Annotated in this window: 23 protein-coding genes and 1 pseudogene; 6 read left to right on the plus strand and 18 right to left on the minus strand. The window is 60.3% G+C overall.

Features of this window, described 5'->3' with window-relative positions; translation table 11 throughout:
- Positions 1–56: 56 nt before the first annotated feature.
- From IDH44_RS16185 to IDH44_RS16195, 3 genes are read left to right on the plus strand one after another with little or no spacing between them, the layout of a single operon-like run.
- A complete protein-coding gene (locus tag IDH44_RS16185; protein ID WP_190919401.1) occupies positions 57–860 on the plus strand; it encodes a polysaccharide deacetylase family protein in 804 nt (267 codons plus the stop codon).
- Positions 861–888: 28 nt separating this feature from the next.
- On the plus strand, positions 889–1,830 hold the full coding sequence (locus IDH44_RS16190; protein WP_190919403.1) for a hypothetical protein: 942 nt from the start codon (positions 889–891) through the stop codon (positions 1,828–1,830).
- Between the two features lie 18 nt (positions 1,831–1,848).
- Entirely contained in the window at positions 1,849–2,064 is a 216-nt protein-coding gene (locus IDH44_RS16195) for a hypothetical protein (protein ID WP_190919405.1), read from the plus strand.
- A 209-nt stretch (positions 2,065–2,273) separates the two neighbouring features.
- On the opposite strand, the gene IDH44_RS16200 is transcribed toward IDH44_RS16195, so the two are convergent.
- Positions 2,274–2,801 (minus strand): MarR family winged helix-turn-helix transcriptional regulator, encoded by a 528-nt coding sequence (locus IDH44_RS16200; protein ID WP_190919407.1) that lies wholly within the window; start codon positions 2,799–2,801, stop codon positions 2,274–2,276.
- A 280-nt stretch (positions 2,802–3,081) separates the two neighbouring features.
- Between IDH44_RS16200 and IDH44_RS16205 the strand changes: the two genes are divergently transcribed.
- The gene (locus IDH44_RS16205; RefSeq protein WP_190919409.1) at positions 3,082–3,564 is read left to right on the plus strand and encodes a glutathione peroxidase; all 483 of its coding nucleotides are present in this window, start codon (positions 3,082–3,084) and stop codon (positions 3,562–3,564) included.
- A 96-nt stretch (positions 3,565–3,660) separates the two neighbouring features.
- On the opposite strand, the gene IDH44_RS16210 is transcribed toward IDH44_RS16205, so the two are convergent.
- The 14 genes and pseudogenes from IDH44_RS16210 to IDH44_RS16275 all read right to left on the minus strand — a co-directional run bounded on the left by IDH44_RS16210 (position 3,661) and on the right by IDH44_RS16275 (position 16,733).
- Positions 3,661–3,855, minus strand: a complete 195-nt coding sequence (locus tag IDH44_RS16210) for a hypothetical protein (protein ID WP_190919411.1) — start codon at positions 3,853–3,855, stop codon at positions 3,661–3,663.
- 30 nt (positions 3,856–3,885) lie between these two features.
- On the minus strand, positions 3,886–5,106 hold the full coding sequence (locus IDH44_RS16215; RefSeq protein ID WP_190919412.1) for a GTP-binding protein: 1,221 nt from the start codon (positions 5,104–5,106) through the stop codon (positions 3,886–3,888).
- Positions 5,107–5,151: 45 nt separating this feature from the next.
- Positions 5,152–5,250, minus strand: a pseudogene (gene rpmG / locus IDH44_RS16220) (50S ribosomal protein L33); the annotation flags it as partial.
- Between the two features lie 30 nt (positions 5,251–5,280).
- Positions 5,281–6,384, minus strand: a complete 1,104-nt coding sequence (locus tag IDH44_RS16225) for a metal ABC transporter substrate-binding protein (protein WP_190919414.1) — start codon at positions 6,382–6,384, stop codon at positions 5,281–5,283.
- Positions 6,381–7,292, minus strand: a complete 912-nt coding sequence (locus tag IDH44_RS16230) for a metal ABC transporter permease (protein ID WP_190919415.1) — start codon at positions 7,290–7,292, stop codon at positions 6,381–6,383. Before IDH44_RS16230 ends, IDH44_RS16225 begins: the two co-directional genes overlap by 4 nt.
- On the minus strand, positions 7,238–7,939 hold the full coding sequence (locus IDH44_RS16235; RefSeq protein WP_190919417.1) for a metal ABC transporter ATP-binding protein: 702 nt from the start codon (positions 7,937–7,939) through the stop codon (positions 7,238–7,240). Before IDH44_RS16235 ends, IDH44_RS16230 begins: the two co-directional genes overlap by 55 nt.
- Before the next feature lie 434 nt (positions 7,940–8,373).
- Positions 8,374–9,984, minus strand: coding sequence for a gamma-glutamyltransferase family protein (locus IDH44_RS16240; protein WP_190919418.1), 1,611 nt, complete (start codon positions 9,982–9,984; stop codon positions 8,374–8,376).
- 6 nt (positions 9,985–9,990) lie between these two features.
- The gene (gene cysK, locus IDH44_RS16245) at positions 9,991–10,935 is read right to left on the minus strand and encodes a cysteine synthase A (protein WP_190919419.1); all 945 of its coding nucleotides are present in this window, start codon (positions 10,933–10,935) and stop codon (positions 9,991–9,993) included.
- A gap of 11 nt (positions 10,936–10,946) precedes the next feature.
- On the minus strand, positions 10,947–11,741 hold the full coding sequence (locus IDH44_RS16250; protein WP_223869741.1) for a class II aldolase/adducin family protein: 795 nt from the start codon (positions 11,739–11,741) through the stop codon (positions 10,947–10,949).
- Between the two features lie 6 nt (positions 11,742–11,747).
- Entirely contained in the window at positions 11,748–13,094 is a 1,347-nt protein-coding gene (locus IDH44_RS16255; RefSeq protein WP_190919423.1) for an LLM class flavin-dependent oxidoreductase, read from the minus strand.
- A gap of 44 nt (positions 13,095–13,138) precedes the next feature.
- The gene (locus tag IDH44_RS16260) at positions 13,139–14,173 is read right to left on the minus strand and encodes an ABC transporter substrate-binding protein (RefSeq protein WP_190919425.1); all 1,035 of its coding nucleotides are present in this window, start codon (positions 14,171–14,173) and stop codon (positions 13,139–13,141) included.
- A 59-nt stretch (positions 14,174–14,232) separates the two neighbouring features.
- A complete protein-coding gene (locus IDH44_RS16265) occupies positions 14,233–15,063 on the minus strand; it encodes an ABC transporter permease (RefSeq protein WP_190919426.1) in 831 nt (276 codons plus the stop codon).
- A gap of 32 nt (positions 15,064–15,095) precedes the next feature.
- Entirely contained in the window at positions 15,096–15,935 is an 840-nt protein-coding gene (locus IDH44_RS16270; protein WP_190919428.1) for an ABC transporter permease, read from the minus strand.
- 18 nt (positions 15,936–15,953) lie between these two features.
- Positions 15,954–16,733: an ABC transporter ATP-binding protein gene (locus tag IDH44_RS16275; RefSeq protein WP_190919429.1), complete on the minus strand. Its 780-nt coding sequence runs from the start codon at positions 16,731–16,733 to the stop codon at positions 15,954–15,956.
- 318 nt (positions 16,734–17,051) lie between these two features.
- On the opposite strand from IDH44_RS16275, the gene IDH44_RS16280 reads away from it, so the two are divergent.
- Complete coding sequence (locus IDH44_RS16280; protein ID WP_190919431.1) at positions 17,052–18,029, plus strand: aldo/keto reductase; 978 nt, start codon at positions 17,052–17,054, stop codon at positions 18,027–18,029.
- Positions 18,030–18,094: 65 nt separating this feature from the next.
- On the opposite strand, the gene IDH44_RS16285 is transcribed toward IDH44_RS16280, so the two are convergent.
- Together IDH44_RS16285 and rnz are read right to left on the minus strand one after the other, a co-directional pair.
- Positions 18,095–18,535, minus strand: coding sequence for a Fur family transcriptional regulator (locus IDH44_RS16285; protein WP_190919433.1), 441 nt, complete (start codon positions 18,533–18,535; stop codon positions 18,095–18,097).
- Between the two features lie 186 nt (positions 18,536–18,721).
- On the minus strand, positions 18,722–19,657 hold the full coding sequence (gene rnz, locus IDH44_RS16290; RefSeq protein ID WP_190919434.1) for a ribonuclease Z: 936 nt from the start codon (positions 19,655–19,657) through the stop codon (positions 18,722–18,724).
- A gap of 147 nt (positions 19,658–19,804) precedes the next feature.
- Here rnz and IDH44_RS16295 point away from each other — a divergent pair, with 147 nt between their 5' ends.
- Positions 19,805–20,398: a YitT family protein gene (locus IDH44_RS16295; RefSeq protein ID WP_190919436.1), complete on the plus strand. Its 594-nt coding sequence runs from the start codon at positions 19,805–19,807 to the stop codon at positions 20,396–20,398.
- Between the two features lie 304 nt (positions 20,399–20,702).
- Here IDH44_RS16295 and IDH44_RS16300 read toward each other — a convergent pair whose 3' ends face one another.
- Entirely contained in the window at positions 20,703–21,260 is a 558-nt protein-coding gene (locus IDH44_RS16300) for an NUDIX hydrolase (RefSeq protein ID WP_190919437.1), read from the minus strand.
- Positions 21,261–21,411: the final 151 nt, after the last annotated feature.

A 21,411-nucleotide genomic window follows, 5' to 3' on the forward strand; every position in this document is an offset into this window, starting at 1 on the left:
CTTTAAGCGACGCGTCCGATTGAGGTATAATGCCACTAAAGGAGATGAGCGCCATCATGGCAAATGTATTGTTGACTTTTCCGGAGGGCAGGCACAAGGTCGTTACCTTGAGCTACGACGACGGCGTCGCAGCCGACCGCAGGCTGCTCGAGCTGCTGAATGCCGGCGGTCTCAAGGGCACCTTCCATATCAACGCCGGGCTGTGCGGTAAGGGAAAGCGGCTGCGCACGGAAGAGCTGGTCGGGGCGTATCGCGGGCACGAAATCGCGGCTCATACGTTGACCCATCCGACCATCGCGCGCTGCCCGCAGGAACAGCTGGTGGAGGAGATCGTGGCCGACCGCAAAGCGCTGGAATCGCTTACCGGGCAGCCTGTCCGCGGCTTGTCCTATCCCAACGGCTCGCACAACGCCCGGATTCGGGAGACGCTACCGTATCTCGGCGTGGATTACGCGCGAACGACGATGAGTCACGGCACCTTTGCCATTCCGGACGAGTGGATGGCGTGGCACCCGACCTGTCATCACAATGATCGCCTCGCCGAACGCACGGAGCAGTTTTTGGCGCTCGACAAGCGGCAGCATCTCTATATGCTGTATGTGTGGGGGCACAGCTATGAATTCGACCGCGATGACAATTGGGAGATGATCGAGCAATTTTGCGCCCGGATCGGCGGGCACGACGAGATCTGGTACGCCACCAACCGGGAGATCGTGTCGTATTTCCATGCCTTCGAACGGCTGGAATTTGCCGCTGCAATGGATTTCGTGTACAATCCGTCCCATGCGTCCGTTTGGCTCGCCGCAGGCGACCGTACGGTCGAGGCCAAAGGCGGCGCCGTGACCGCTTTGTCGGGTTGAGGGGTTATGCCGGAGAAAGGATGAGTGCATGTTTGCCGAATTGAATGAAGAGCTCGCCGCGCGCAAGCTGGAAGCGCGTCAAGCGCACAACTGGAACGAACGCTTGCAGAGCCTGGGAGAACAAATTCGTCTCCAGGAGCTGGAGAACGAACGGCTGCGTCGTCAGATGAACGAGGAGCAGCAGGATGTCGAACGATTGAACGGCATGTCATTCGCCACGCTCTTCTACAGTGTGATCGGTCGTAAGGAAGAGAAGCTCGAGCGCGAGATGGAGGAAGCGCTGCAAGCGAAGCTCGCATTCGAGGAAGCCGAGGATGCGCTGCTGTCGCTGCGCCAGGAGGAGGTCGAGCTGCGGGATCGATTAGCCGGCGTGCGCGGGGCTCAGGGCGAGATCACCCGGTTAATGCAACAAAAACGCAAGCTCATCGATACGCACCATCCCGAGCTGGCCGCACGCCTGAATGAGCTGTCCGACCACGAGATCGAGATCCGCGCCAATCTCAAAGAGCTGAGCGAAGCCGTTCAAGCCGGCCAGGTAGTGCTGGAGAAACTCGGCGAGGCTGCGGAACGTCTGGAATCGGCGAGCAATTGGGGAACGTGGGATATGTTTGGCGGCGGCGCGATCACGACAGCCGTCAAGCACAGCCGGATCAACGATGCGCGGGATTGCGTGCGAAGCGCGCAGCACAGCCTGCGCCGCTTTGAGCGCGAGCTGCTGGACGTGCAGCGGGATGTCTCGGTCCAGATTGAGATTGGCGGCTTGCTGACCTTCGCCGACTTTTTTTTCGACGGCATCATTACCGATTGGATCGTACAGGGTCGTATCTCGGACGCGCGCGACGAGGTCGAGGCCAAGCTGTCGCAGATCCGAAGCGTCACTGCCGAGCTGCAGAGCGAGCAGCGCACGGCGGAAACGGAACTGCAGCGCACATCGCGCAGCATGCAAGAGTACATTGCACGAGCCGAATGACAAGGAGGCCAATGCGTCATGGCATACAACCAGCAATTGTCGACCGATCGGGACTTCGAATCCGCGATCGCCAGGCAGATACGGATTCGGGTGTTTGAGGACGATCAGATGGTCGACGCCGGCGCGATTGTCGTGCGCTTTGACGACACCACGGTAGTGGTCCAGAGCAGTGTGAGCGACCTGGCCTACCGCGCGCGCGAACGCTGCGCATTTTTCGAGATGAGGCCCCGCTAAGCGGGGCCTGTTTTTAAAAGTACAGAAAGTATATGATTTCGCGTATCCCCCTTGTCTAACTTTCGCGGAACGAAACGCACTGCGCCGCAAAGGACGGCGTCAGCCGTTTCGCCTTGTTTTCTCTCATTAATCATTGACGTCATTAATTAATTGAACGACGCGCTCTTCGCGCTATTGAGTCCATTTGCCGTATTTATTAATGACATTAATTATACATCGTTAACGTTGTTAATTATAGGCTCGCGATTACGAAGAATATCCAGAGCCGCGCTTAATCGCAGACGCAGATCATCCGCCGCCTCAGGTGTTCCACCGACCATTTGAAGCAGACATTCGGGGATATGCCGGGCTTTTTCCTGCAAGGCCAGACCGGCCTCCGTTACGACTACCTGCAGGCTGCGCTCGTCCCGTCGATCCCGCCTCCGCGTAACCAGCCCTTGCGTCTCCAGCTTTTTCAGCAGCGGCGTCAGCGTGCCCGAATCAAGCAGCAGCCGCTCTCCAAGCGCTTTCATGGTCGTTTCTCTCAGCTCCCAGAGCACGAGCATGGTGATATACTGGGTGTACGTCAGATTCAACGCTTTTAGCAACGGCTGATACAGCTTTGTAATTTCGCGCGAAACGGCGTATACCGTAAAACAAAGCTGCTGCTCGAGCAGCACGGTTTCAGCATGCGCTTCTTCGTGATACGCATGCGCATCGCGACTGTTGCAAGAGGGTGTGTGTGGATCGGGTTGCATGCTGTGCCTCCTTCTTCTCGCCCAATTAAATTGCGCGCAATTAAATAATCGCTATTATAGCAAACCCATTCCCATTCCACAAGTCATCAGTCGTCGGACCTCACGATGATCACGCCAAAATCGTCTGCAAGCGTGCTTGACAACGAAATATTAATTGTATACAATTAAATTGTAATAAATTTTATGGAGATACCGCTGTTATTTCAAGCAGCCTTCACGCAAAAATACATTGTGTATTCAGTCCATTTGCGATTCAGTGTACCCTAAGGAGGCGTTCCGAATGTCGGTATATGATTACGAGGTCAAAACGATTCGCGGCGAGAGCAAACGCTTGACGGACTACGAGGGGCACGTGATGCTCATCGTCAACACGGCGACCAAATGCGGCTTTGCGCCGCAATTCAAGGGGTTGGAGGAACTGCATCGGAGTTACAAGGATAAAGGACTCGCTGTGCTTGGTTTTCCCAGCAATCAGTTCGCCAATCAGGAGCCGGGCGACAACGACGAAATTGCACAGGCTTGCGAGCTGAATCACGGCGTTACCTTTCCGTTATTCGGAAAAATCGATGTGAACGGAGCGAATGCGGATCCGCTGTTTCAGCATTTGACGCAAGAAGCGCCGGGCATCCTCGGCTCCAAATCGATTAAGTGGAATTTCACCAAATTTCTTGTGGATCGAGACGGCCGTGTCGTCAAGCGTTTTGGCCCGAAGGACACGCCCGCTTCCATCGAGCCGCATGTGCGCAAGCTTCTGGAATATTGATCGTGCTCGAGCGCAAAGAAACCGGCTGCCGCCGTCTCGCGGCGCGGCCGGTTTCTTCATCGAGCCGGATTCGGATTCGAATCCGTTTTGCAAGGCTTAGGATGAGCGTTTGGTCCACTGGGAACCGTCCCAAAACACTGCATCGCCTCGTTCCAGACCGGGCGCAAGCTTGCCGATCGGGACCTGCAGCCCGCGCTCCCCGACCAAAAGGACGGCTTGGGCGCCGTCAAGCTCTTTGACAATGGCGCTGCGCATCACCGCACAGCGATTGCCGGCCTTGGCTTTGGTCATCGCCTATCACCTGCCTTAGCGGACAGTATATCACATTCGACCGGGCAATGGATCCGGCAGCTCTGACCAATCCTGCGACAGCTCCGCTTCGGTCAATAGGCAGGCATCGAGTCCGGCTTCCAGCTGTACGCCGTCGAGATCAAGACCGATGAAGACGAGTTGCGTCAATCGATCTCCGTAAGCCGGATGCCAGGCTGCCCGCAGCTCCGCGTCTTCGGCGAGCAGTGCTTCTCGTTCCTCGAACGGCAGCGCCGCCGCCCAATAGCCGGCCGGGCCGAATTGAATCGAAGGCCCCGCTTGACTGAGCTGCTGGGCGACGTCGTTCCGTGCGGCCAGCCAGAGCACGCCTTTTGCGCGCACCACCTCGGCGGGCCACTTGTTGATCCAGGCCATGAGACGTTCCGGGTGGAACGGACGTACCCGCTTGTAGACGATCGAGCCGATGCCGTATTCCTCGGTCTCCGGCGTGTGCTGCGGCTGCTGCAGCTCGCGCAGCCATCCGGCCGAGCTGCTCGCCCGTTCGAAGTCAAAACGCCCGGTATTCAGCACCTCCACAGGGTCGATTGCGCCTTGCACGGCGCGAACCAACTTTGCGCTAGGCTGCAGCCGGCGCAGCACCCCTTCCAGCCGCTCCAGCTCCGCCGGCTCCACCAGGTCGCATTTATTCAGAATGAGGACGTCGCAAAATTCAATCTGATCGATCAGCAAGTCGACAACATCCCGCGTATCCTGCTCGTCGACCGCTTGCTTCCGATCGAGCAGGCTGTCGCCCGAGCTGTAATCGTGCCAGAAGCGGTAAGCGTCGACCACCGTCGCCATGCAATCAAGTCGACAGATGTCCGACAGGTCGATGTTCTGTTCTTCATCCTTGTATGTGAAGGTCTGTGCGACCGGCACCGGTTCGCCGACACCGGTAGACTCGATCAGGATATAGTCGAACCGCCCTTGCGCCGCCAGTCTCTGCACTTCCAGCAGCAGATCCTCGCGCAACGTGCAGCAGATGCAGCCGTTCGACATCTCGACGAGCTGCTCCTGCGTCCGAGACAGACCTCCTCCGTTGCGCACCAGCGCGGCATCGACGTTGACCTCGCTCAGATCGTTGACAATGACGGCGACACGCAGTCCTTGCCGATTGTTCAGAATATGGTTCAACACCGTCGTTTTGCCTGCGCCGAGATAACCGCTCAGCACGGTAACCGGCAGTTTTTTATCGGTCCGGAGCAGCTCTGCAATCGGCTCGCGTTTGTTCATAACATCCTCCTTGGAGTAAATTTTACGATTTATTGCGAAGCTTGTTCAGCGTGTCTCCCGATGAAGCGTATGTCGCTTCAATCGAGGGCAATACTTGCGCATTTCGATGCGTTGCGGATGCGTGCGCTTGTTTTTCATGGTTACGCGCAAAAGAATTCATCCCTTCGTTACGAGTTAGTTATCCGTTAACGCCTTTTGCAGAGCTTCGAGATTATGACGCATCACGCTAATATAGTCTTCGCCGTTGTCTAGGTTCTCCTGGGTCAACCCTTCGAGCGGATTCAGGACCGCCGTTTCGGCGCCGATCTCGGAGGCGATGGTTTCTGCAATCTTTGGATCGACTAGCGTTTCGAAGAAAATCGTCGTGACGTCATGTTCATGGGAGAGCTCGACAATTTCCGCCATACGGGCGGGAGAAGGTTCTTGATCGGGCGACAATCCCGAGATCGGCAGCTGCGTCAAGCCGTATTCGCGGGCTAGATAGCCGAACGCGGAGTGCTGGGTCACAATTTCGGTGCGCGGCGCATCCTCCAGCGCATTCCGGAAGTCGGCATCGAGCTGCTCCAGCTCTGCAATATATTGCTCGGCGTTGCGCTGATAATCGGCGGCATGCTCGGGATCGGCCTCTGCCAATGCGTCGGCGATCGCCTGTACCTGCAGTTGTGCCAGTGCTGGACTCAGCCACACATGGGGATCCTGCACCTCGTCTTCGTGCCCATGATTGTCCGCATGGTCCGCCTCATGCTCATCCTCATGCGCTTGCTCGTCTTCGTGTGCATGATCATCCTCGTGCTCATGCTCTTCTTCGTGTGCGTGATCCTCTTCTTCTCCGTGACTGTGGGAATGGGAGCTGCCTTCCATCAGTTCGATGCCGCTGCTCGCCTCGACGACGAGACGATCCGCATTCGGCGCGCTTTCCAGCGCCTGCGGCACCCAGCCCTCGACGCCGCCGTTGTAGACAAAAACATCGGCTTCCTGCAGCTTGGCCATGTCTTTGGCGGAGGGCTCCCAATCATGCGGCTCCACGCCGGCCGGCACAAGGTTGATGACGTCGGCATGGTCGCCGCCCACCTCGGAAGCAAAGTTGTACATCGGATAAAAGGAGGCCACGATCTGCAGCTTATCGGCGCTGTTTCCTGTAGCTGCGCTGTCCGTTGCGTTCGTTGCGGCATTCGTTTCGTTGCCGGCATTGTTTTGCGGCGCATTGTTGCCGCCGCAGCCTGCCAGCAGTACGGCGGCGCCGAATACGGCCGCCGCGGTCTTCAGTGTTGCTCTCATTCCTGTTGTCCTCCAATAACGTTAGAATTGGCATAGCGCGCTGTCGTGCCTGCGGTAGAGCTTGCCGGCTCGTCAGCTGCGGGTTGCTTGTTGCGGCTGCGTGTCAGCTTGAGCCCTATCTTGCGCAGCAGAATGCCGGCCCCGAGCATGGCCAGCAGCAGCAGCGCGATCGTACCGCCCGGCGGCGTGTCCAAATAATACGAGGCAGAAAGGCCAGACAGCACGCCGGTCAGTCCGAACACGACCGCCAGCACGAGCGCCGCTGCGAAGCTGCCGGCCAAGCGAATAGCCAGCGCGGCCGGCAGCACAATCAGCGACGAGACGAGCAGCACCCCGACGATCGGCATCGCCGAGGCGACGATCATCCCGGTCACGACGCTGAAGCCGAGCGACAGCCACTGGACCGGCACGCCGCTGACGCGTGCCGTCTCCTCGTTGAACGTCATCTCGTACAGCGGTCGGCGCAGCAGGCCGAAGAATAGCCCGCCCAGCACCGTGGTGATGACCATCAGCGTGAGCTGTGTCTGATTGACGGCCACGATCGAGCCAAACAGATACGCGGAGAAGCCCTTGTTGATCGCCGGGTTGAGGCTCATCAGCACGACGGCCGTGGACAGCCCGCCGATCATGATGATCGCGACCGACACCTCGCTGTACGACCGATACCCGCGTCGTACGAACTCGACGGCCAGCGCGCCCAATACAGCTGTAGCGAATCCGGTCAGCGTCGGATTCATTCCGAGCACCGCGCCGGCGGCAATGCCCGCCAGCGAGACGTGCGACAGCATATCCGCCATCAGCGCCTGTCGGCGCAGCATCAGATAGACGCCGAGGATCGGCGCCATCAGCGCAATCAGCCCGCCGGCATAAAATGCCCGCTGCATAAAGTCGTACTGCAGCATTTCCACGTGTCCCCCTCCCTTCGAACGAGCTCGATCGTCCGATCCAGATAAGGAGCCGCTTCCTCCAGCGCATGGGTCACCATTACGACGGTGCGCCCCTCGCGCACCTGCTCGCGCATCAGCTCATAGAATACGCGGCGGCTGTCCGCATCCATCCCGGTGGTTGGCTCGTCCAGGACGAGCAAATCGGGCTCTTGGACAAGCGCGCGGGCGATGCAGACCCGCTGCTTCTGTCCGCCGGACAGCTCGCCGATGCGGCGGGCGCGCAGCTCCCACATGCCGAGCTTGCGCAGCGCCTGCTCGGCGGCCGCGCGGTCCGCAGCGCGGGGCCGGCTCAGGCTCAGCCAGGAGCGCCCCGCCGCGCGGCCGGACTGGACCAGCTCGAGCACCTTGCTCGGGAAGCCGCTGTTGAACGAAGCGACCTGCTGCGGCACATAGCTGATTTTCAGCTTGCCGCGCTGACCGCGCCGCTCCTGGACGACATTGCCGTCCCAGGGCTTCAGCAGACCGAGCGCGAGCTTGAGCAGCGTCGTCTTGGCGGCGCCGTTCTGCCCGCTCACCGCGACGAACTCGCCTTTGTGAATCTCGATATTGACATCCTCCAGCACCGGCGTATCGTGATAGCCGAACCGGACGTCGTTCATTCTGATCATCTGGTCTCACCTCTCCGCGTCTTGCGTATCATTCAGTTGCCAGGCGATTCATTCGACTTGCAACGGTAAGGGTAATGTAATAATTACTATTCAGGGCTAGTCATGATCATGCCAGAAGTCAGCAGGGACCATGAATACAAAAGCGGTCAGCCGCTTCCAGTGAAGCAATGCTGTGTCGATGGGACTCGCCATCTGTAAAAGTGTAAATATTACACTCAAATAAGTTACCAGCAAATTGTGCGGCTGTCAAGTGTGCAGCCGGATGCGCGTCAAAAACGCGGCATGGTGCCGGAGGATATAAAAATGCCACGCGGCGTAAGCCGCGCGGCGAAAAAGGAAGGACGACCGTCGCTCGCAACTCGCCCTCCTCATCCCGCAGCCGGAACATATCCGGCCGCCGGAAGACAGTTTGGCCCGTTCGCCTTATCCGGATGCTACCATGCGGCGACGATGCCGTCAGCTCTCGAATCGGTGCCGCCGCACAGCACGCCGCTGACGGGATCGCGCCAAATGATCTGGCCGCGCCCGAAGGGGCCGTGCTCGAGCGCGACGCGGACCTCGTGACCGCGTCCGGCCAATCCCTGTGCCAGCTCCGGCGGAAAGCTCGACTCGACCAGTACGCCGCGTCCGCCGGTCCATTGCCAACGCGGCGCGTCGAGCGCAGCCTGAGGGTGACGACCGAAGTCGATCGCCTGCGCCAGTACCTGAACATGACCTTGCGGCTGCATCGCGCCGCCCATCACGCCGAACGGACCGATTGGGCTGCCGTCTTTCGTCACAAATCCCGGAATAATGGTATGAAACGGGCGCTTGCCCGGTGCGAGCACGTTCGTGTCGCAAGCGTCAAGCGAAAAACTATGTCCTCGATTCTGCAGGGCAATGCCCGTGCCCGGTACGACCAGGCCGGAGCCGAACTGCATGAAATTGCTCTGGATGAAAGAAACCATACGGCCTTCTCCGTCGGCAGCGGCGAGGTAGACCGTGCCGCCCGGCCGCGGATGGCCTGCCGTCGGCAATCCCGCGCGCTCACCGATATGCATGCGGCGCCGAGCCGCATACGCCTCGTCGAGCAGCGCCTCGGGCGGCAGCTCCATCGCAGCCGGATCGGCAATATAGCGATAGCCGTCGGCAAATGCCAGCTTGACTGCTTCAATCTGCCGATGCAGCGTATCCAGATTCTCCGGACGCGGCTCCCCCGTCCCCTCCAGCAGCTTGAGCGCCTGCAGGGCGACGAGACCCTGGCCGTTGGGCGGCAGCTCCCAGATGTCGTAACCGCGATAACCGACGCGAAACGGCGCCGTCCACTCGGGCCGGTAGTCCGCGAGATCTTCCTCGCGCAAATAGCCGCCGCTGTCCGCGACGAAGTCCGCAATTAGCCGGGCCAGCTCCCCGCGATAAAACGCCTCGGCGCCGCTCTCGCCGATTCGGCGCAGCGTTCGGGCATGATCCGCGGAACGCCATAGCTCTCCGGCGTGCGGCGTCCGCCCGTCCGGGGCGAACGTCTCGAACCAAGGCCGAAAGTGGGGGCCTTCGAAGCTTCGTACGTATCGGTCATGCGCTTTGGCCCAATAATGGGCTACCGTCGGCGAGACGGCGTATCCCTGTTCCGCATAAGAAGCGGCCGGCTCGAGCAATTGCTCCAGCGGTAGCCGGCCGAACCGCTCGGCCAGCGCCGCCCAAGCCGCAGGGGCGCCTGGCACGGTGACGGACAGCGGTCCGTAGGCCGGCATATGCTCGTGTCCCGCGGCGCGGACGGCGTCGGCCGAAATGCCGCGCGGCGCCGGACCGCTGGCATTCAGGCCGTGCAGGCGGCCTTCCGCCCACACCATGGCGAAGGCATCGCCGCCGATGCCGTTGGAGCAGGGCTCCAGCACAGTGAGCGCCGCTGCCGTGGCGATCGCCGCATCAATCGCGTTGCCGCCCTCCTTGAGCATCTCGAGACCGGCCTGTGCGGCCAGCGGCTGCGACGTGGCGACCATGCCGCGTCGAGCATAGGTCGGTGTCCTGCGAACCGTGTACGGATGGTAGTGCGGATCGAATTGCAAGTCGTCTCACTCCTTCCCGAACTCGACGCTCTCGAACAAGTCGGAGCTGAGATACCGCTCGCCGTTATCCGGTGCAATGCACAGTATACGACGTCCCCGTCCAAGCCGCTTGGCCTCCCTCAGCGCCGTCCATACCGAAGCCCCGGAGGACGGACCGACAAGAATACCTTCACGGGCCGCCAGTTCCCGGGACGTACGAATGGCATCCTCGTCGCGAACTGCGACAATTTCGTCGAAGGCCTCCCGGTTCAGTACGGAGGGCACGAATCCCGGCCCGGCGCCGACGAGCTTGTGCGGTCCGGGCTCGCCGCCGGAGAGCACCGGCGAACCGGCCGGCTCGATGACGAGGATCCGGATGCTGGGCAAGTGCTTGCGCAGCACCTCGCCTGTGCCGGTGATGGTGCCGCCCGTACCCGCAGGGGCAATGAAGACATCCAGTTCACCGTCCATTTGCTCCAAAATTTCTAAAGCCGTTGTGGTGCGATGCGCGTCAGGATTGGCCGGATTTTCGAATTGCTGCGGCACGAAGCTGCCGGGAATACGGCGTTGCAGCTCAAGGGCCTTGCGAATCGCGCCGGGCATGCGCTCCGCCTTCGGGGTGAGTACGACCTCAGCGCCGTAAGCCTTCAATAGATTGATGCGTTCCCGGGTCATGTTGGCAGGCATCGTAATGATGAGCCGGTAGCCCTTGGCGGCGGCATTCATCGCCAGTCCGATTCCGGTATTGCCACTGGTCGGCTCGATAATGGTCGCCCCCGGTCCCAGCCTGCCGGCTCGCTCGGCCTCCGCGATCAGATTGCTCGCGGCCCTGTCCTTGAGGCTGCCGCTGGGATTGAAGTATTCCAGCTTGACATAGATCTCGGCGTCCTGCTCGCTCGCGAGCCGATTCAGCCGTACGGCCGGAGTATGGCCGATGAGATCCGTGATACGCTCCACTCGCCTGGATTTCATGTTGCGCCTCCTTATTGCAGCAGCTCGGGCTGTTCCTGCACGATCGCCTGGTAATAGGGTTGGAAGTTCAGCCAGCCGAAGCGGGCATCGGTACGCGCCGCCACCGCCTCGGCATGCTCCGCGCCGACCGGCTGCGGGCGGCCCGCCGCCTCGGCCAATAGTTGCGCCTGGCAGGAGCGTTCGAACGAGATGAACCAGTAAGCCGCCTCGTCGACGGTCCGCCCGACGCTGAGGATGCCGTGATTGCGCAGCAGAATCACCTTGTTGCGCTCGACCGCGCGAGCCAGATTGTCGCCCTCGCCGCCGGCGAAGCTGTCGTAGATCGCATGCTGCCGGTAGAAGGCCGCCGATTCCGCCGTCAGCGGGTCCAGCAGGCGGTTCAGCGTCGACCAACTGCGCCCATAGATCGAATGTGTGTGCGCCGCCGAGACGATTTCGGGGTTGCCGCGCAGCAGTTGGGGATGCAACAGCAGCCCGCCGGGATGGACCAGGCCGTGACCGCTGACGACCTTCTTGTCCGGTCCGATCAGGACGAGATCGCTCGCTCGGATCAGGCTGAAGCTCAGTCCGAACGGATTGGTCCAATAGTGATCCGGACGTTCCGGGTCGCGGGCCGAGACGTGGCCCATCACGCCCTCTTCGTACCCGAGCTTGGCGAAGATGCGGAAGACCGCGGCCAGCCGCTCCTTGCGGTACTGACGCTCGTCATCCAGGGTATGGAATTGAGGCGGTTGATTAATGGTGGACGTATCGATTGTCATGACAGGTTCCTCCTTGGATGGCTCATGATCATGGCAGATGCGCATGCGCGCTTACTCCGCCGCCAGATGCGGGGTCCGGGATGCGGCCGCCGCGTAACGATTGGCCGGGAACGAGAGGCCCAGATTGCCGCGCAGCGTCTCGGATTCGTACGCCGTTCGGTAGAGGCCGCGCTTCTGCAGCAGCGGTATGACGTGCTCCACGAAGCCGCGCAGATTGCGGTGCGAGCCGCTCAGAATAAAGCCGTCCACCGCCCGCTCCTCGAAGTAATGCGCGATTTTGTCTGCGACCGCTTGCGGCGTACCGACAAAATCGCCCTTCGGATTGGCCGCCCGCATCGCCAGCTGGCGTAGTGTCAGCTTCTCCTCGCGGGCAATGCGCAAATAATATTCCGCAGTCGAGCGGAAGCTGTCCTTGCCGATGTCGCCGAGCTCAGGCAGCGGCTCGTCGAGCGGAAATTGCGAAAAGTCGAAGAAGCTGAAGTACCGGCTCAAATACTTGACTGCGAATTCCGGATCGGTAAAGCGAGTGCTCGCCTCGTAGCGCGCATGCGCCTCCTCTTCCGTGGGAGCGACAATCGGCGTGATGGACGGGAAGAGCAGCACTTCCTCGGGATTGCGACCGTATGCCGCGGCCCGTTGCTTGATATCGCTGTATTGCCGCTTCGCCGCCGCCAGGTCCGAATGCTCGAAGCTGGAAAAGATCGCTTCGGCATAGCGCGCCGCCAGGTCGCGCCCTCGATCCGACGCGCCGGCCTGAAAGATGACCGGTCGTCCCTGCGGCGATCGCTCCATATTAAGCGGACCTTGCACCTTGAAAAATTCGCCCGCATGATCGAGCGTATGCATTTTGTCCAGATCGACGTACCGGCCGCTCTGTTTGTCGCGCGGAAACGCATCGTCCTCCCAGGAATCCCAAAGTCCGAGCGCGACCTCGATGTATTCGGCGGCGATTCGGTAGCGCGTCTCGTGATCGTGCAGCTTGTCGTGCCCGTGGTTGCGGGCAACGCCCTCCAGTGCCGAGGTGACGGCGTTCCAGCCGGCGCGCCCGCCGCTGATTTTGTCCAGCGAAGCGAGCTGACGCGCGGTCGTGAACGGCTCACTGTACGAGGTCGTGAACGTGCCGACGAGCCCGAGCCGCTTGGTCACCGCCGATATGGCTGCGAGCGCCGTCATCGGTTCCAGCCGGCTCAGGAACGGATAGGTAGAGTCCTTCGTAATGTAAGCCGAATCCGCAATAAAGCCAAAATCGAACAGCCCCGCCTCGCCGATTCGCGCGTACTCCTGATAGGCCTCTATGCTGACCGCCCCGTCGGCACGCACCTCCTCCTCTTGCCAATGACCGCCGCCGCCTTGTAAAAAAATGCCCAACTTCAATTGTCTTCTTGTGGATCGTGTCATTCTTGTCCCTCCTTATCCATCAATACGAACCGCTGATCGGTCCGCTACGGTTGCAAAATCCATTCGTCGACGTCGAAATCCCGGCGCGCCAGCTTCTCCTCGATCAAGAAATCCTTCGCCGCTTCGACCCGTTCGATTCCTTCGGCAGCCAGCGCCTCGTCAGGCAGCGCTTCGATTGGCTGCAGCTCCTTGATGTCCTCTACAGGCGTACCCGTCTGCTCCGACAGCCAGGCGTAATAATCATCCGGTTTTGCAATCAGATCCTCATACGCTTGTTGCCGCGCTGCAAGCCAGGCCTCCCGAAAACCGGGATATTGCTCCAGATAGTCCTCTGCCGCATAGACGACCGACGTGCTGTACAGCGCCGGATATTCCCTTGCTTCGGCGACCAGCGGGTAGCCCTGTTGACGAAGCTTGTAGGCCGAGTAATACGAGCTTGTAATCGCATAAGCCGCAATCTCGCCGCGCAGCAGCGCCGCTTCCGTGTCCGGAATGCTGTTGATGTTGATGATTTCCACCACATCGCTCAGTCCTTTTTCGTTCAGGAAGCCGACGAGGAAGCGGTGCATGAGCGAGCCCTTGACGACCGCCACCTTCTGTCCGGCCAGATCTTCAGGCGCTTGGATCTCCTTGAGCCCGATGAATATGGTATTGATTTCGGTGTTGCTAAAATTCAAAATCTTGGTAGACGCTCCCGTGGAACGGGCAAGAATCGCCGGCGTATCGCCGGAGTTGCCCAAATGGACTCTTCCTCCGATGATCGACTCATTCAGATCCGGGCCGGTCTGGAACGGCACGAGCTTGATCTCCGTGATGCCGAGCGGCTCCAGCGCCTCCTGGATGATGCCGGTATGGAAGCCCCAGCCTTCGACGCCGCCGGGCTTGTTCGTGCCGACGAAGCCGTAATTCAGCACGCCGCCCGCAGTGCGCTCGCCCTTCTGGCTGACGCCGATATCGCCCGCAGGCGCGGCATTCGATCCCCCGCATCCTTGCAGCAGCGTCGCCAGCAGCGGGACAGCGGCCAGCAGGATGAGCAGCCGGCGGCTGCGCGATGTGTTGCGATCGATCTTTTTCTTCATGGTGTGAACGTTCCCCTCTCTGAATACAGTTCTGATGATGTGTTTTTTGGTTCGCAGGGTTACCCGGCGTAGCTGTCGCGCCAGCGCAGCACGCGTTTCTCGACTGTGGCCACGAGCAGATCGATGAGCTTGCCCATCACCGCAAAAACCAGCACGCCGACAAAGATGATCGCCGGGTGACCGTTCGTCTGAGCATGACTCATCAGATAGCCGATCCCCGCCTGCGCCCCCAGCAGCTCGGCGACCACAAGCGACAGCCAGCCGTATGCCATCGCCAGCCGCAAGCCGGAGAGCAGACCCGGCATGGCGCCGGGCAACAGCAGCCGCGAGAGCTGCTGCGCCCGTCCGAATTGAAGGACGCGCGCCACCTCGGTCAGCCTTCCGTCGACGCCTCGAAGGCTCTGAATCGTTGCGAGATACAGCGGAAAAAACGCGCCGGTTGCGATAATGACGATCTTGGACGTCTCGCCGAATCCGAACCATAGAATAATGAGCGGCGCAATCGCCAGACTCGGTGTGAGCCGCAGCAGTTGCATCGAAGGATCGAGCAGCTTCGCCGCCAGACGCGACAGCCCGACGAGCGTACCGAGCGCGAGCGCGGCGGCACAGCCGTACAGCGTGCCCAGTGCGGCGCGGCCAAGGCTGACGCCAAGCTGGACCGCGAGCTCCCCGCTGGCTGTCAACGTGCCCAGCGCCTCGGCGATCGCCGCCGGCGAGGGCAGCAGGATCGGATTCACTTCCCCATATGCCGTATACAACTGCCACCCCAGCAAGATGAGCCCCGGCAGCAACGCCGCCCATGCGAAATGCGCCCATACGCCGCTGTTCCAGGTCCGGCGGGCGAGCGGCGGCCTCCACCCGGAGCGCAGAGGTTCCGCTTGCTGTGTCATGTTCCTTTTCCCCCTCCCGATTAAGTTGAGCCTTACGAGCCCCGCCAGGCCAGCAGGCGACGCTCCATATAGACGACCAGCATGTCGGTCAGCTTGCCCAGCAGTGTGAACAGTGCGATGCCGACGAATACGATCGGCGTATCGCTCATCGCGCGGGCGTCCATCATCAGATACCCGAGGCCCGAGGTCGAGCCCATCATTTCCGAGACGACCAGACTGACCCAAGCGATCGCGAGCGAGAGCCGTATGCCCAGCATGACGCCCGGCACAGTCGCCGGCAGCACGAGCCGCACGAGTGTCTTGAAGCGGCTGTAGCCGAGCACGCGCACCACTTCGAATAATTTGTTGTCCGTATTGCGCACGCCCAGGAATGTATAGATATAGAGCGGGAAGAATGAGCCCTTTGCAATCAGCATGATTTTGGACGTCTCACCGATTCCGAACCAGAGCACGAACAGGAACGTCACCGAAATATGCGGAATCATGCGCAGCATTTGCACCGACGAGTCAAGCAGCCGCTCGATGACGCGCGAGAGCCCCACTGCCAGGCCGACGACCAGACCGAGTCCGGCGCCGAGGCCGAAGCCCGCAGCCGTGCGCGCCAGACTGACGCCCAGGCTCTCGCCGAGCATGCCCGTCTCCAGCAGCCACAGGAAGGATGCCCAGATGACCGACGGCGTAGGGAATAGCAGCGGCGAGATCCTCCCTGCGTCGCCGAACCATTGCCACAGGACGAGCACCGCAACCGGCAGCAGCAGGCCCAGCAGCGCATCTCCGGCTCGGCGCAGCAGCACTGCCCGTCGATTGCGGTGTTCCGGGGGCGAATGCGCCCATTTCGACGTCCGTCGAGGTGCGGATGAATGGCTTGACATTACGATTTCCTCCCCCGTTTAGATTCCCGCGCCTGATTCGCCCCAGGCCAGCTCATCAATGCGCTCGAACTCCCGCAGTACCCGGTAGCGGTACTCCTGGAAGGCGGTGCTCGCTTTTTTGCGCGGGTACGACAGCTCGACGGCAATTTGACCGCGAATTTCTCCGGGACGAGGCTTTAAAATCATGATCCGACTTCCAAGAAAGACCGCTTCGTCGATATCATGCGTAACCAGAATCATGGTAGTGCCGTTATGCTTCCAAATATCCAGCAGCACTTCTTGCATGTGCGCGCGGGTAAAGGCGTCCAATGCGCCGAACGGCTCATCGAGCAGCAGGATTTTCGGCTTGCGCAGCAGCGCCCTGGCGATCGCCACACGCTGCGCCATTCCGCCGGACAGTTCGCGCGGATAGGCTTTGGCAAAACCCTCCAGCTTGACGAGTCGAATCAGTTCGTCCACCTTGCTCCGCACCTCGGGCTTGCGAAGCGACAAATCCGCGGCGATGTTCTTCTCCACGGTCAACCAAGGAAAGAGACGCGGCTCCTGAAAAATAAATCCCTTGTCAATACCCGGCCCTCGAATGGGTTCGCCGCTCAGCTTGACTGTGCCGGTCTCTCCGCGTTCGAGACCGGCAATGATGCGCAGCAGCGTGCTTTTGCCGCAGCCGCTCGGACCGATCACCGTCACGAACTCTCCTTCTCTGACATCCAGTTCGATGCCGCGCAGCGCCTGGACCGACTTACTGTCCGTTCGAAAGCTTTTGTTCAGATTCTCGATTTCCAGCAATGCGGCGCTCATGTGCGAGCCTCCTTTGTGTACGACGAGTCTGTATCCAAGCGACCCCCGGCAAACGCAAAAGGCATCCAGCGCCTCGCCTCCGTGCATATTACTGCGCACAGAACCGATTTTCTGGATGCCTCCATTTGTAAGGTCGGCAAGAAATGACAAACTTCGTCAATATACCAAGTATTCCTCTTGGTTTTATCAAAAACCCTTGAATGTACTCTATCATCGACTTTTCCCGTTGTCAATCTTTTTCTTTTTCGTGGACAAAACCGGCTTTCGCTGCTAGGATTGAACATCAAAGTCTCATTTCCGGCTGAGGAGGAGAAACATATGAAGTATACGAGATTGGGGCGGACCGGGCTGGAGGTTTCCACGCTTTGCTTGGGCTGCATGAGCTATGGCGAGCCTTTGCGCGGTACCCATCCATGGACGCTCGACGAACAACGGGCACGGCCGTTTATTCGCCAAGCACTCGAACACGGAATTAATTTTTTCGACACCGCCAACGTTTATTCGGACGGCACGAGTGAGGAAATCGTGGGCCGCGCGCTCGCGGCGTATGCCCGTCGAGAAGACGTCGTCATTGCAACCAAGGTGCACGGCCGCATGCGGCCGGGGCCCAACGGCGCCGGCTTGTCTCGCAAGTCCATCCTGCATGAGCTGGACAACAGTCTGACCCGCCTGGGTACGGATTACATCGATTTGTATCAGATTCACCGCCATGATCCGCATACTCCGGTCGAAGAGACGATGGAGGCGCTTCACGACGCGGTCAAGTCCGGGAAGGTTCGCTACATCGGCGCCTCTTCGATGTACGCGTGGCAATTTCAACGCATGCAATTCACAGCCGAGCGCAATGGCTGGACGCGGTTCGTGAGCATGCAAAATCATCTCAATCTGCTGTATCGCGAGGAGGAACGCGAAATGCTTCCGCTTTGTACAGCGGAAGGCATCGCCGTGCTGCCATGGAGTCCGCTCGCACGCGGACGACTGGCGCGCGAATGGGACGCCTCCAGCTCGCGTGCCGATTCGGACGTCTTTGGCGGTACTTTGTACAATGCGGCACGCGATACGGACCGCCAGATTGTCGAGACCGTCGGACAGATTGCTGAATCCCGGGAGGTGCCGCGAGCACAGGTCGCCCTGGCCTGGCTGCTGGCCAAACCCGCCGTCACCGCCCCGATTGTCGGCGCGACCCGGCTGGAGCATATCGAGGACGCGGCCGCCGCCTTAGAGCTTCAGCTGACGGACGACGAGCTTCGGCGCTTGGAGGCGCCGTACGTTCCGCATCCGGTGCTGGGTTTTTGATTCTATGCATGTATAAAAAAATCGGAAAGGGGGGCGTGATTCAAAACGCTCCCCTTTCCGATCGCCTAAGCCTGGCCGGAGGCGACGCCGTCCTCCTGACAGCGCTCGCAGATGCCGTATATTTCAAAACGGTGATTGACGATCTTGAAGTTGCCCGGCAGCCGAATCTGCTCGTCCATCGGACAATATTCAAAAGCGACCGTCTCCTCGCAATTCATGCAAATCAAGTGGTGATGATGATGGTGGTGGCAGCCGCCCTTGAATTTGAGTCCGCCGTCCATGAAGTAGAACTGCTCCAGCGCCCCCATCTCGCTCAGCATGCGCAGGTTGCGGTAGACGGTATCGAAGCTGACGCCGGGGTATTTCTCCTTCATCTGCTCGTACACGTCCTTCGGCGATAGGAAGCCGTCGGTGTCGGTGAAAATCTTGGCCAGCGTGCGTCGCTGGTCGGTAATGCGCCAACCGCTCCGGGACATGATCGCGATCATCTCTTGTGCTCTGCTCATTGCCCTCACAGTCCCTTCCTTGTACTCTGGTCTTGTTCCCGCTCTCTATCCCCTTATTGTGGGCCATGGCGCGACCCGATGTCAAGGCGGCCGCCCGTACCCGCTCAGATCCAGCTGCGGTATCTGGCCTTCTTGCACGGTACGCCGTAGCGTCGCGTTCTATGGGCCGGCGCACCTCCCCCGGACTCATGCGTCCGCCCGATTCGCATGGCGGACCGCCACCACGGCAAAATCGCTGGCGGTCTCGGTGGCGGGAAACAGCGCCCGCGCCTCCTCCGCCAATTGCGCCATATCCGCCTCCGTGAAGCGCGCGCTGAAATGCGTCAGCAACAAGCGCCTGGCTCCAGCCTCGCTCGCCGTATGCGCCGCTTGCACGGTCGTACTGTGCCCGTAGGCGAGCGCTTTATCCTCGAGCGCAGCGTCAAAAGTCGCTTCGTGCACGACCAGATCCGCCCCCTGCGCGAGGCGCACGGCGTTGGCGCACGGCCGGGTATCGCCGAGGATCGTGACGATCCGCCCGCTGCGCGCAGGCTCCGTGACGTCGTCCGAGCGGATCAGAAGCCCGTCGGGCAACTGTACATCTTGTCCTTCCTTCAACTGGCCGTAGAGCGGGCCAAACGGCACGCCGAGTCCCTGCAGCAGCTCCGCTTTGAGTCGGCCGCGCTGTGGTTTTTCCTCGATGCGATACCCGTAGCAGGCGACGCGATGCTCTAGCGTATCGGTCACAACGCGCAGCCGTTCGTCCTCGTAGATCGCGCCCGGCCGGACCTCGGTAATCTCGAGCGCATAGCCGAGCCGGGTATCCGTCAGCGCCAACGTACGCTGTACCCAGTCGCGCAGCCCTGACGGACCGTACAGACGCAGCGGCTCCTCCGTGCCCAGCGAGGAGCGCGTGCTGAGCAGACCGGGCAGCCCGAAGGTGTGATCGCCGTGCATATGGGTAATGAAGATCTGTTGCAGCTTGGTCAGCTTGACGCCGGCCCGCATGAGCTGATGCTGCGTGCCTTCGCCGCAATCAAACAGCCACACGCCGCGTTCCTGCGGCAGCAGCAGTGCAGCGGCCGTCACATTGCGTCCTTGCACAGGTCGACCCGCACTCGTCCCCAAAAAAAGCAGTTCCATCCTGATCCTCCGTTCGTCACTGATGCATGGTGCGACAAGGCGAATATTCTCGCTATGACTTCAAAAAAAGGGGTAGCCGTCCACCCCGTTGCATAAGCTAGAGATAATGAACCAATCAGGTATAACTATACAATATGGAGAGAACGAATGAAACCTTCCATGCGTCATCTGCTGTCAATCGGTTGCGGCTGTCTGCTGATCGCTTTTGCCATTCACTTCTTTATTGTGCCGTACCATCTTATCGAAGGGGGCATGTTCGGCATCGGACTGCTGGCTAGCTACATGTCCGCCGTCTCATCCGGCATGGCGATCGTAGCGCTGAGCATTCCCATTTATATTTTCACCTGGTTCTACAGCCGAACCATGCTGGGCTACAATTTGCTTGGCATTGTGACCATCGCGGTCTTGCTGGACCTGCTCGACATGAGCGGGCTAGCCATCGGCCTCGGCCCCCTGCCGAGCGCCTGGTGCGGCGGCGTGCTGATCGGCGCCGGCGTCGGCATCCTGCTGCACCGCAATATGACTACGGACGGCATCGATCTGCTGGCGACCTTGTTCAGCCGGTATGCGCGCGTGAATGTCGGCGTGCTGATCTTTTTGTTCGACTTGGTCATCCTCGCTGCTTCGGCGCTCGTGCTCGCACACGACCAGATCGTGCTCTCCGGCATTACCGTGACGGCGGTCGGGTTCGTGACGACCTTGCTGACGTTGCGCCGCCCCCATGACGCAGCACCGACCTAGGGCCGATTCGCGGCGCGATCGGCCTTTTATAACGAAGAGGATCTCGTCACAGGCATGACGAGATCCTCTTCTTCGTTCCCTTGCGCGAATTGCGAGCTACTTGCGCGTCATTCAGGATGGCTTGCGCTGCTCGTTGTACTCCCGCTTGATGGCCTCCAGGATGCGGAGCAATTCTTCCTTCGTCGGAATCTTCCTTTCCATCGCATTTGCCCTCCTATGTATAATGTAGATGCAGGTCAGCTTCCCCCGTTTCATTATACAAAAAAGGCATGCTTGCGTGGTCTGGTAAAATGCGGAGCCATGCTCAAATTCTGTAGAGCAAGTAACCTTTCTCGGCAGCCAAAGGCGCATCGTCCGTGCGCAGCCCGCTGCCGGACGGCTCGAAGGCCATCTGAGCAAGCCAGCGTGTGAACGGCGCTACATGCATCGTCTCCATCTCGTCGCGCGAGTAAAATCCGGCGGCGTCCACCTCGGTCATATCCGGACGCGGCTCGCCCGAAATGTAGTCCATCGCAAAGGCGATGTACACATTATGAATGCTGCGCGGCTGATCGCGCAAGCCCACGATTCGCCGCACCTGGGCTTCGATGCCGGCCTCCTCGCGCACCTCGCGGCATACCGTCTCCTCGATGGTCTCGGTCTGCTCCATGTAACCGCCCGGATTCGTCCAGAAGCCCTTGCCCGGCTCCTGCGCGCGCCGAACGAGCAGCAGCTTGTTCTCGCGCAGCACCAGCGCGCCTACGCCTACGCTGTAATTCCCCCAATGCACGTAGCCGCAATCCGGACATGCCTTTCGCGGAAACCCGTCCATGTCCCGGCTCTCCATCACTCCGCCGCAGCTGGCGCAATGCTTGATCTCCATCGCTGTTCCTCCCCTGACCAGGCAGCGCTGTCCGCGCATGCCGTTCGTCCTTCAATGTAGAGCAGCGCCGTCCATTTGTCAAACCACGGGCGCACGCGAGCAAGCCCCGGCGCAAGGACCGGGGCTGGCTGATCAGATTCTCGGTTTGTTT

Source organism: Paenibacillus sabuli, from assembly GCF_014705605.1.
GTDB lineage: Bacteria > Bacillota > Bacilli > Paenibacillales > Paenibacillaceae > Paenibacillus_D > Paenibacillus_D sabuli.